Origin of the sequence: Thalassotalea sediminis, assembly GCF_030295915.1 — a bacterium.
Lineage (GTDB): Bacteria > Pseudomonadota > Gammaproteobacteria > Enterobacterales > Alteromonadaceae > Thalassotalea_C > Thalassotalea_C sediminis.
In genome coordinates, this window is record NZ_AP027361.1 from 2,980,092 (window position 1) to 2,991,719 (window position 11,628).

Below are 11,628 nucleotides of genomic sequence, written 5' to 3' on the forward strand. Positions count from 1 at the left end.
TACCGCACCATTTTTTAACAGAGTGGGCGAAAGTAAGGTGATTTTAATCTAAATTACGTAAAGCTTTTCGTCAAATCTATAGAGATACAACTAAGGTAAGAGGCACAATGCCAGTAATTAAAGTTAGAGAAAACGAACCATTTGACGTAGCACTACGTCGCTTCAAACGTTCTTGTGAAAAAGCAGGAATTTTATCAGAAGTTCGCCGTCGCGAATCATACGAGAAACCAACTTGGGAGCGTAAGCGTAAGAAAGCCGCTGCTGTTAAGCGCGCTGCTAAGAAATTATCTCGTGAGAACGCACGTCGCGTTCGTATGTACTAAGCTACCTTAGTTGCATATCTGAGTAAGTAGCATGAGCCTACTTGAACAACTCAAGACCGAAATGAAAAACGCTATGCGTGCCAAAGACAAAAATCGTCTTGGCGTTATTCGCATGGCGTTGTCTGCTGTTAAACAAGCAGAAATTGACCACAAATCAGAACCTACTGATGAAAACATTATTGCGATATTGACCAAAATGGTTAAGCAACGCAAAGAATCTATCAAAATGTACACTGATGGTGGTCGCACAGAACTTGCTGAAATTGAGCAAGCAGAAGTAGCTACCCTCGAAGAATTTTTACCTCAAGCTCTCAGTAATGAAGAAATAGCAGCGCTAATTCAAAAAGCCATTACTGATACTGGTGCAGCCTCAATGGCTGATATGGGTAAAGTTATGGGAGTACTAAAGCCTGCTATGCAAGGTAGGGCTGACTTAGGCGCAGTAAGCGGCCAAGTAAGAGCTGCTTTAAACAACTAGTCATCACGCAAGTTTTGTAAAAACCGTAAATGGCAACATTTGCGGTTTTTTTATCTTCGTAAGTGAAAATACTTACTTTTTAAGATAACGTATTAACTTCTGACAAACATGTCGCCATTTATTTACTTGGCGCCGCTTAGACATTTTACACGAGGACATTCGATATGGCCGGGATGATCCCGAGACAATTTATCGACGACTTATTAGCTCGCGCAGATATAGTCGAAATTATTGATGCTCGTGTGCCGTTAAAAAAAGCGGGAAAAAACTATCAGGCATGCTGCCCTTTTCATACCGAAAAATCACCCTCTTTTTCAGTAAGTCCGGATAAACAGTTTTACCACTGTTTTGGTTGCGGTGAGCACGGTAATGCTATCTCATTTTTAATGGAATTTGATCGATTAGAATTTCCAGATGCAGTTGAAGAACTCGCCAGTTTCTACTCAATGGATGTGCCACGCGAACAAACGCATCAAACACCAGCGCAACTAAAGCAACAACATCAAGCCTACCAACAAAAACAAAACGACTATGAACTAATGGCCAACATTAGTCGCTTTTTTCAGCAACAATTAAAAGTTGCCTCTGATAAACAAGTTGCAATTGATTATTTAAAAGGCCGTGGTTTAAGTGGCCAAATTGCCAAAAACTTTGGCATTGGTTACATCAGTGATCAATGGGACGGCATGATGAAAGTTTTCGGCCAATCTGCGGAAACACGTCAGCAGCTCATAGATCTAGGAATGGCAATTCAGGGCGATCGCAACCAACCATATGACAGGTTTCGTGGTCGTATAATGTTTCCTATTCACGACAAACGCGGCAGAGTCATTGGCTTTGGTGGTCGAGTCTTAGGTGATGGCACGCCTAAATATTTAAACTCACCGGAAACTCGAATTTACCATAAAGGACAAGAACTCTATGGTTTATTTGAAGCGAAACAAGCATATAAACAATTGCAACAATTAGTTGTAGTAGAAGGTTATATGGACGTTGTAGCCCTAGCACAACACGGCATTAATTACGCCGTTGCCTCTTTAGGAACCTCGACTACAGCAGAACAAATTCAAACACTATTTCGCACCGTGAAAGAGGTTATTTGCTGTTATGATGGGGATCGAGCAGGTAAAGATGCGGCATGGAGAGCAATGGAAAACGCCCTTCCGCTTATTCAAGACGGCGTCACCTTAAAATTTGTATTTCTTCCCGACGGTGAAGACCCTGACTCTCTAGTACGGCAACTTGGTAAAGAAGGATTTGAGAAGGTATTGGCTAACGCATCACCCTTATCTCAATTTATTTTTGATAAATTTTTGGCGGACAATCCTGCACAAACACACGAAGAGAAAGCGGCACTCGTTGAGCAACTGCAACCTTTGCTCAATAAAATGCCTGATAGCGTCATCAAAAACAGTTTAATAGAAGAAATGGCGTCGCGTTTTAGCATCACCAGTGAAAAACGATTACGAGAATTACAAAACAGAACTAAAAGCAATGCTAAAAAAGCCGCGTCGAAGCCCGCAAAAGTCACCCCAGTAAGATTGGCTATTGCAATATTGCTTGAGCATCCCCATATAGTAAAAGCATTGCCAGATCTCAACATGTTAGCAGGCGTGGAATTGCCGGGTGTAGCCTTGCTTAACCAGCTAATTATGCTGTGTTCACGAAACCCAGAGGCGAACAGTGCACAAATACTTGAGCATTTTCGTGGTACCACTGAAGGTGAACAATTAACAAAATTAATGTGCTGGCAACATCACGTTGTTGATGATGCAGCAGAACAGGTTTTTTTAGATAGTATTGAGAAGCTACTAAATCAATTTGTAGAACAACGAACGGAATATTTGCTGGCTAAAGCCAGGACGGATGGCATGACGCCCCAAGAGAAGCAAGAGTTACAAATATTGTTAAATGCATAAAAGCGCATTTTCCTGCAGTAATCTTGCTATAATTAAAACATAATTGTACAAACCGACAGATTTTATCGCTGGTAATTTTGCAATCAATTTGCTAAAATTTTCGGCTTTACTGTTCGTATTTTATCGTCAAAAAAGGTGGACACTCGTCAATGGATCAAGCCCCACAATCTAGACTTAAAGAGTTAATAACCAAGGGTAAAGAACAAGGTTACTTAACTTTTGCCGAGGTTAACGATCATCTTCCTCAAGACATCATAGATTCAGATCAAGTTGAAGACATCATTAGAATGATTAATGACATGGGCATTCAAGTATTTGAACATGCCCCTGACAGCGATACATTAATGATGTCAGAAGCTAATACTGATGAAGACGCAGCTGAAGCAGCGGCACAGGCATTAGCGACTGTTGAGAGTGAAATTGGTAGAACAACTGACCCTGTACGTATGTATATGCGTGAAATGGGTACGGTTGAACTTCTTACGCGTAAAGGCGAAATTGTTATCGCTAAGCGTATTGAAGAAGGTATTAAAGAAGTGCAACGTTCTGTTGCTGAGTATCCCCCTGCAATCAATTACTTGCTTGAACAATGGGATAACTTTGAAGCAGAAGAAGGTCGTTTAAGCGACATCATTTTAGGGTTTCTTGATCCTGATGCTGAAGAAGATGAAATTCCAGCAGCAGCAACTCATATAGGTTCAGAGCTTTCTGAAGATGAGTTGGATGATGAAGACAATGATCTTGAAAAAGATGATGATAAATCTGACGATGATGACGACGAAGAGGAAGAAGATACAGGGCCAGATCCTGAACTTGCTCGCGAAAAATTCGGCATGCTTCGTGAAAAATATGAAGCAGCGAATAAGGTTATTGATGCTAAAGGCCGTGGTCACAAAGATGCTATTGCGGCAATTGATGAGCTAGCTGAAGTATTCAAAGAGTTTCGTCTTGTACCAAAAGTATTCGATAAGCTTGTTAAAAACATGCGCCAAGTTATGGATAAACTGCGTGTACAAGAACGCTTAATCATGAAGCACTGTGTTGTTGGTGCTGGTATGCCTAAAGCAACATTTATCAAAGTGTTCCCAGGCAATGAAACATCTAAAGATTGGTTCAAAGCACAACAAGCTGCTGGCGAAGCATGGTCAGATAAACTTGCCGATGTTGAATTAGATGTAGAACGTTGTATTCAAAAACTAGGTCACTTAGAGCAAGAAACCTTCTTAAACGTACATGGCATAAAAGACATTAACCGTCGTATGTCTATCGGTGAAGCAAAAGCACGCCGTGCAAAGAAAGAAATGGTAGAAGCGAACTTACGTCTGGTAATTTCAATCGCGAAGAAATACACCAACCGCGGTCTACAATTCTTAGATCTTATCCAAGAAGGTAATATCGGCTTAATGAAAGCGGTAGACAAGTTTGAATACCGTCGTGGTTATAAATTCTCAACGTATGCAACATGGTGGATACGTCAGGCAATTACACGTTCAATCGCTGACCAAGCACGTACAATTCGTATTCCTGTACACATGATTGAAACCATTAATAAGCTAAACCGAATTTCTCGACAAATGCTTCAAGAAATGGGTCGCGAGCCAACACCTGAAGAATTAGCTGAACGTATGATTATGCCTGAAGACAAGATTCGTAAGGTATTGAAGATAGCGAAAGAACCAATTTCAATGGAAACACCTATCGGCGATGATGAAGATTCCCACTTAGGTGACTTTATTGAAGACGGTAGTGGTGAGTTACCTGTAGATTCAGCGACGTCTGAAAATCTAAAAGATGCTACACATGAAGTGTTAGCTGGGTTAACAGCCCGTGAAGCAAAAGTGCTACGTATGCGTTTTGGTATTGATATGAATACCGACCACACACTTGAAGAAGTTGGTAAGCAGTTTGATGTAACGCGTGAGCGTATTCGTCAAATTGAAGCGAAAGCATTGCGTAAGCTTCGTCACCCTTCTCGCTCTGAGCAACTTAAAAGCTTCTTAGACGGCGAATAAGTCACTAGTAGAGATATTAAAATCCAGCCAATTGGCTGGATTTTTTTTGCCTACAATTCCCATCTAACGACTGTTTAATGGTCTGTAGAGGGAGGGCCAAATTCAGGATTTGTGAGGAATGCCTCATCGGTAAGTGTCGCAAGAAAAGCCAAGAGATCTTGTTTGTCTTGCTCTGTCATTTCAAAGCCTCGTACAAAAGGGCTTTTTAATGGATTTGCTCTGCCATCGCCAACAAATTCACCTTGTACTAATGCTCTACCGCCAGCGGCATAAAAATCTAATACTTCACTTAGCGTTGAGATACTACCATCATGCATATACGGCGCGGTAACTTCAATATTTCTTAACGTTGGTGCTCTAAAACGGCCATTGTCGCGTGAAAGCCCTGAAACTTCAGCGAGACCTATATCTTTTTTGGGATAACCATTGTCCCGTTCAACAAAGTAAAGCCCTGTGTTATGGAAAGGACGACGATCTAAAATTTGCCGTTCATGAGTGGTTGATTGCGTAAAATTAAAACCACCGTGACAGTGATGACATTCAAACTTTTCTGAGAAGAATAAGTTCATGCCACGAATTGCAGCCTCAGAAATAGCATTATCATCGCCTTGATAGGCATAATGATCAAAGGGCGCGTTCAATGAAATCAAACTGCGAACAAAACTCGCCAATGCCTTAGAAATCGTATTAAATGATATCGCCTCATTTGGAAAAGCTTTATCGAACAAAGCCGCATATTTTTCTTGTTTAAAACGAACAAGTACAGCATTTTCATGTTGCGTAATACCGAGCTCTATTGGCGCTTCACCAAACATTGGAATAAGGACTTGTTGTTCTATCGATGTAATACCGTCGTGTGCCCAGGTCAGCGTTTTATTATAAGCGATATTCACCAGCGCAAGAGCGTTACGTCTGTGCTCCTGCCCTGTTGAGCCTATAGATGTTTGCAAGGGTTCAGCGAACGCAAATTGTTGTTGATGACAACTCGCACAAGATTGTGTCTGATTAAAAGACAATGCCTTGTCATAAAATAGCACCCGTCCTAACGCTACTTTAGCATCACTCATTGGATTATCAGCAGGAACCTGAGGTTTAGGAAAGCCTTCAACGATTGGCCAGTGGTAAACCGGAGGCTTTGCTGGCTTTTCGCAGGCTATTACCGCCAACAGTGAAAACAACAATAAACCTATGTATTTACTTTTCATGGTCAATGTTGTGTCGCTCGGGCTATATTGGCAAAGATGAGCTGACAAGCGATATTGTCGCGAGCACTTTTACAGTTACTTGGCTCTCCAAAAATGACTTTAGTAAACCAAGGGCCAATGTCCAATGTTACAATACCTTGTTTAACATTACCTAAAGGCATTGTCACAGTGTTAGGGTGCAAGCACTTACTATCAGGTGCTCTTAAAGCACTTGCGGAAGAGCAGCCCGTTGAACCTAGATGAAACAGCCAATTTTCAGTCTGACTTTGCATCTCAAAGCGCATAAATTTATGGCCAGTTTGCCAAACCCAAAACATATTGGGCACATTTAGTGGGCTTTTTTGTGTCATTGGGTTTTGATGATTTAAAGCAAAAGGCACTCCTACCGTAGCCTTTAATTGTTTGCCATTTATATCATCTGGCAGTGTTAACTGCCATGTAGCATTTTTTTCATCTGCACAGTTTATGCCTAGTAAGGCAACATTTTGATGTTGAGAAGATGTTTCAGTGAGATTTACAGCTTGCCATGTTTGTTGTTCATTTAAAAAGGCAATATCAGTTAAATAAAAATACAATTGTGATAATTGCCACTTTTCTGCAACAATCGAATTACAGTTAAATGGCGAGCCATTAAAATTAACCTCTACGGTTATCACGTGCTTTTTTTCAGCTTGAGAACATCCCACTAAGATAAACATTAATACACTACATAACCAAGACAAATGCTTCATCAAAATTCCTATATACGCGACAAGAATAGTTAAATAAACATTGGCATTATCAGTAATTAACATCAAAAAAGCCAGTGCGTACTTAAGTCGTTTATTGCGTGAATACCGTCATGATTGACAACAATTTGATACACAATTTAGACATTTAATTTCGTATTTAAGTTAAAAGTAGTCACAATTATTGCTACGTTATAAGGTAGAAAGTGAATTCAAATTAAACATGGATATTCTACGATGAGATCTATCTTAGTCGCTATTGCGGTGTTAATAACAGCATTGTTTTCGAGCCAAATACTTGCGCACTCAGAGCATGACAGAGCACGTTTTGTTGCCCCTGACGGTCAAGATATTGGCAAATGCGATAACGCCTTGCGTCCGTGTCAGTCAATTGCCTATGCCGTAACACAAGCGAATAAAGGCGATAAGGTACTCGTTGCCAGTGGAGAATATCATATCAATGATGCTAACGAGCTATTTTATCTAAAAAGTAAAATTGTTCCTATTCGCGGTGGGTACAATAAATTTGATCACTTTCAAAATCAAAGCCCAGCCACAAATATTTCTACACTTGTTGGCATTCCTCATGAGTTTGCTAGCGAACTTGCAAGTAATGGTTTTAACATCATCACAGACCGTAAAGCACTTAAACAAGACGATAGGTTAAAAGCCAAGCTTGCCGCATACAAAAGCATGCAAAGCGTACAGCAAAATGTGAGCTGTGATAATGGTAAAGCAGGTAGTTATTCGTGCGAGAACGTCGATTTATTAGGCCACCTACCATTAAGTGCATTGTCGACTAATAGCGGCGCAGGTAGCGATATTTGGGGGCATGTTGACTTAAATACAGGTAAAGAATATGCCATTATTGGACTAGAGCGTGGTACATCAGTGGTCGATGTAAGTGATCCAAGCAACCCAACAGAGGTAGGTGCAGTAAGTGGTAGAGCTGTTGTATGGCGAGATATCAAAGTATACCAATATTTTGATAAGAACATTGGTTTGTGGCAAGCCTATGCTTACGTAACACTTGATGGTGCATCACCTAACAACACAGAATATGTCACCATTATCGATTTAAATAATTTGCCCCACTCTATTAATATTGTTGAAAAAAACCAAACCGTATACAGCGCACATAACGTCTATATTTCTAACATTGATTACACGCTCAATATTGCTAACCCCGGTACAACACCGATACTGCATTTAGCAGGAACAAATAAAAGTTCAGGGCAATTTCTCAATTACGATCTAAGTGATCCTAAAACACTCACTCAAATTACTGATACGTATCAATCAGATCAGTCAACAGGTTCACGTCCATATACCCATGATGCGGCGTCAATGACCATCACTGACGATCGAAAAGATACCGATTGCGTCAATGCTCAAGCATTTTGTACAGTCTTTTTCGATTTCAATGAATCAGAGTTTTTATTATGGGATATCACAGATACCACAAAAACCACAGATCTGGGACGTGCAACATACTCAGGCGCACAATACGTACATTCAGGATGGTCAACAGAAGACAATAACTATGTCTTCGTTCATGATGAACTCGACGAAGTAAACTTAGGGATAAACTCTACGTTACGTATTTTTGATATTACGGATCTAACGAACCCAACACAAGTAGGCTCATGGATAGGTGACACAAGTGCAATAGATCATAACGGTTTTGTTCGAGGGAATCGTTATTATATGTCAAATTATGAACGAGGCTTAACAATATTAGATATTACCAACCCATCATCACCTGAACTTGTGGGCTATTTTGATACGTTTACACCAAGTGATAACGCCAGCTTCAATGGCGCTTGGGGTGTATACCCTTATTTACCGTCAGGTAATATTCTTGTCAGCGATATCAATAGTGGTTTATTCATTTTTAAAGATAATACCCTAAACGAAGCACAAGGTACTCTGGCTTTTAATCAAGCCAAAGTGTCTACAAACGACAATGAAACACTAACATTAACTATTGAACGTGAAGGTGCTGAACCTACTAATGAAGCCGTTACCGTAGATTATATTGTTATACCAGGCAGTGCCGAAGCTAATAATGATTTTCAAGTATCTAATGGCAAACTTACATGGGCGGAAAACGATATTGCAGCCAAGACAATTGATATTAATATTACCGCAAACAACATGGAGATAGAGAATAATGAATCTTTCTTCATAAAGCTTTACAACCCAACAAATGGCGCATCATTAGGCCACAATAGCTACATAAATGTGACCATAAATGGTGAACCTGATTACGGTGCCGCATCATTTGCCTTAGCAAATACAACAGTCCCTGAAACGCAGGAAACATTATCTATCGCCGTTAATCGTTTGGGTAATTCACAAGGCGATATATCGTTTTCATATCAACTTCAAGGCATTGAAGCGACAATAGATGAAGATGTGTTAGCTACAGCAGGCCAATTAACATGGGCTGACGGTAATAACGACACACAATATATTGATATTATCTTGCTCGATGACGACCTTGAAGAACAGCCAGAAACATTTACCATCACATTAACCACAATTGCCAATGGCCGTATAGGCACAAATGGCACAGTTACCGTAACCATCGTAGATGACGAAACCAACAATGCACCAACGGTAACCTTAGGAGAGAATTTTCAAGTCAATACCGGGCAAACGGTTAATTTAAGCGCAAGTGCTCAAGATGCTGATAACGATGACATGACATATCTATGGCAGCAAACTGACGGCGCTAATGTTGAAATTACCAATGCAGACCAACTTGAAGCTAGCTTTATAGCGCCTAGTAGTGCTACTACCTTAACCTTTAGCTTTACCGCAACCGATTTTAGAGGGGAAGCGACAACCGAAAGTGTTTCAATAACAGTCGTTGCACCCACGGTTACTAAACCTAATTCAGGAGGAAGCAGTGGCGGCGGCGCTTGGTTCTGGCTAATGCTTCTATTAGTACCACTTTCTATAGCACGCGGAATAAAGCACTAAATTGATGTTGAGCTATGTAAAAATGGACACACATTGCTCAACAAATAAGCTAACAAACCGTTCATTGATAAAATTTAAAGTTTCAGTGGTGACATTAAAATAAAAAATGCTTATACTGCACGCCGATTTGTGAAAGCATTCACAATCACCTTCAAATAAATGGCCCTTTAGCTCAGTTGGTTAGAGCACCCGACTCATAATCGGTAGGTCCCCAGTTCAAGTCTGGGAGGGGCCACCATTTCATCATCTAAAGACGTCCGTGTACGTCTTTTTTTGTGCCTGCAAGCCAGTAAATAAGTTCAAAATGCCTATTATTCAGTCCATTGGCGTCCACCACGATATTGTAACATCCGCAATTTAATGTAACACTGAATGTAACAACGGCGATAAAGAGCCAAGGGAGTTGTTACAATGGCGAATATTACAAGACCTCTAACCAATACTGAAATCAAGCAAGCCAAGGCCAAAGAGAAAGAATACAATTTAGCAGATGGCGAAGGTTTAGCACTAAGAGTAAAGCCTAACGGGCAAAAATTTTGGATATTTAATTATTCAAAGCCCTATACAAAAAAAAGAACCAATATTGGTTTTGGTACTTTCCCTAGTGTCTCACTGGCTGACGCTCGTCAAAAAAGAAAAGAAGCACGAGAACTATTAGCTAAGGATATCGATCCTAAAGTCCACAAAGAAGAATTAATCAAAAAAAATAAAGAAGCTCTCGAAAATACCTTCGGTGTATTTGCAGATAAATGGTTGAAGTTAAAAAGGCAGCAAGTAAAGGAAGAAACCGCAAACAAAGCATTTCAATCACTAGACAAACATATACTCCCCTCTCTTAAAAATGTTCCAATTGAAACAATAAAGCCAAAACTTATTATTGGAATTCTCAAGCCTATAGAAGCTAAAGGCAGCTTAGAAACAATTAAAAGGCTATGCAGGGTTATTAATGAGGTAATGCGCTTAGCGTTAGCTGAAGGAGTTATCGAGGTAAATTACTTAAGTGATGTTACTAAGCTATTTGCTGCCCCCAAAAAAACTAATATGGCAACAATTACTCCAGATAGGCTACCTGAGCTAATGCAGGCACTTAACAACGCCAGCATTATGAAAATAACCCGTTGTTTAGTTGAGTGGCAGTTACATACTATGACGAGGCCTATAGAGTCAGCAACTGCACGTTGGCAAGATATAGACATAGAAAATAAGGTTTGGATAATCCCAGAAGAAAGGATGAAAATGAAAAAACCTCATACCATCCCTTTGACACCGCAAGCACTAAGTTTGCTAGAAACACTAAAAGAAATATCAGGTCATCGTGAATATTTGTTCCCTAGCCATAGAAACCCTAAAAGTCATGTAAATAGCCAAACAGCAAATATGGCATTGAAACGCATGGGATTCGCTGGTGAACTCGTATCTCATGGTTTGCGAGCGCTTGCTAGCACCACATTAAACGAGCAAGGGTTTGACCCTGATGTGATAGAAGCTGCGTTAGCACACGTGGATAAAAATGAGGTAAGAAGAGCTTACAATCGCGCAGAATACATTGAGCGCAGACGAGTACTAATGTCCTGGTGGAGTGAGCATATACAACAAGCATCAATGGGAAACTTATCTGTAGCTAGTTTTAAAGGGCTTAAAGTAGTTGGCAACAAATAGAGAATCCTTGCCATCAATAATATGCTTCATTGGCATTATCTGAAAAACAAAGTTCAGCATTAAATTTTACTACCTTGGATTGTACACTTGGATATTATGTTGGCACGCTTATGAGCTTTACATAACAAGCGATTGATTTGACTCAATATAAAAAAACAAACTCGGTTATGAAGCACACACATTTAACGATTTACACTTCATTAACTTACAAATCAACATCTTACACCATAACCACCTAGAATAATGAAACTCTGCTCATTACTGCAAAGTTCAACCAACTTTGAACAAACTCTAAACATGCTATTTCTGATTCAAA

The 11,628-nt window shown here is 40.0% G+C and carries 8 protein-coding genes and 1 tRNA gene; 7 read left to right on the forward strand and 2 right to left on the reverse strand.

Annotated elements, in window-relative coordinates; genetic code table 11:
• Positions 1-107 precede the first annotated feature (107 nt).
• The 4 genes from rpsU (at position 108) to rpoD (ending at position 4,732) form a co-directional block, all read left to right on the forward strand.
• Positions 108-323, forward strand: a complete 216-nt coding sequence (rpsU, locus tag QUE09_RS13745; protein WP_074500846.1) for a 30S ribosomal protein S21 — start codon at positions 108-110, stop codon at positions 321-323.
• 31 nt (positions 324-354) lie between these two features.
• A complete protein-coding gene (locus QUE09_RS13750; protein WP_286233364.1) occupies positions 355-801 on the forward strand; it encodes a GatB/YqeY domain-containing protein in 447 nt (148 codons plus the stop codon).
• 164 nt (positions 802-965) lie between these two features.
• The gene (gene dnaG / locus QUE09_RS13755) at positions 966-2,720 is read left to right on the forward strand and encodes a DNA primase (protein ID WP_286233365.1); all 1,755 of its coding nucleotides are present in this window, start codon (positions 966-968) and stop codon (positions 2,718-2,720) included.
• A gap of 149 nt (positions 2,721-2,869) precedes the next feature.
• Complete coding sequence (gene rpoD, locus QUE09_RS13760) at positions 2,870-4,732, forward strand: RNA polymerase sigma factor RpoD (RefSeq protein ID WP_434017207.1); 1,863 nt, start codon at positions 2,870-2,872, stop codon at positions 4,730-4,732.
• A 74-nt stretch (positions 4,733-4,806) separates the two neighbouring features.
• On the opposite strand, the gene QUE09_RS13765 is transcribed toward rpoD, so the two are convergent.
• Both QUE09_RS13765 and QUE09_RS13770 read right to left on the reverse strand, forming a co-directional pair.
• Positions 4,807-5,937: an MbnH family di-heme enzyme gene (locus QUE09_RS13765; protein ID WP_286233367.1), complete on the reverse strand. Its 1,131-nt coding sequence runs from the start codon at positions 5,935-5,937 to the stop codon at positions 4,807-4,809.
• 2 nt (positions 5,938-5,939) lie between these two features.
• Positions 5,940-6,668, reverse strand: coding sequence for an MbnP family copper-binding protein (locus tag QUE09_RS13770; RefSeq protein ID WP_286233369.1), 729 nt, complete (start codon positions 6,666-6,668; stop codon positions 5,940-5,942).
• A 234-nt stretch (positions 6,669-6,902) separates the two neighbouring features.
• Between QUE09_RS13770 and QUE09_RS13775 the strand changes: the two genes are divergently transcribed.
• The 3 genes from QUE09_RS13775 (at position 6,903) to QUE09_RS13785 (ending at position 11,312) form a co-directional block, all read left to right on the forward strand.
• Positions 6,903-9,653 carry a choice-of-anchor B family protein gene (locus QUE09_RS13775; protein WP_286233371.1) on the forward strand — a complete coding sequence of 917 codons (2,751 nt, stop codon included), beginning with the start codon at positions 6,903-6,905 and terminating at the stop codon, positions 9,651-9,653.
• A gap of 161 nt (positions 9,654-9,814) precedes the next feature.
• Positions 9,815-9,891, forward strand: a tRNA-Ile gene (locus tag QUE09_RS13780).
• A gap of 173 nt (positions 9,892-10,064) precedes the next feature.
• Positions 10,065-11,312 (forward strand): integrase domain-containing protein, encoded by a 1,248-nt coding sequence (locus tag QUE09_RS13785; protein ID WP_286233373.1) that lies wholly within the window; start codon positions 10,065-10,067, stop codon positions 11,310-11,312.
• Positions 11,313-11,628 lie beyond the last annotated feature (316 nt).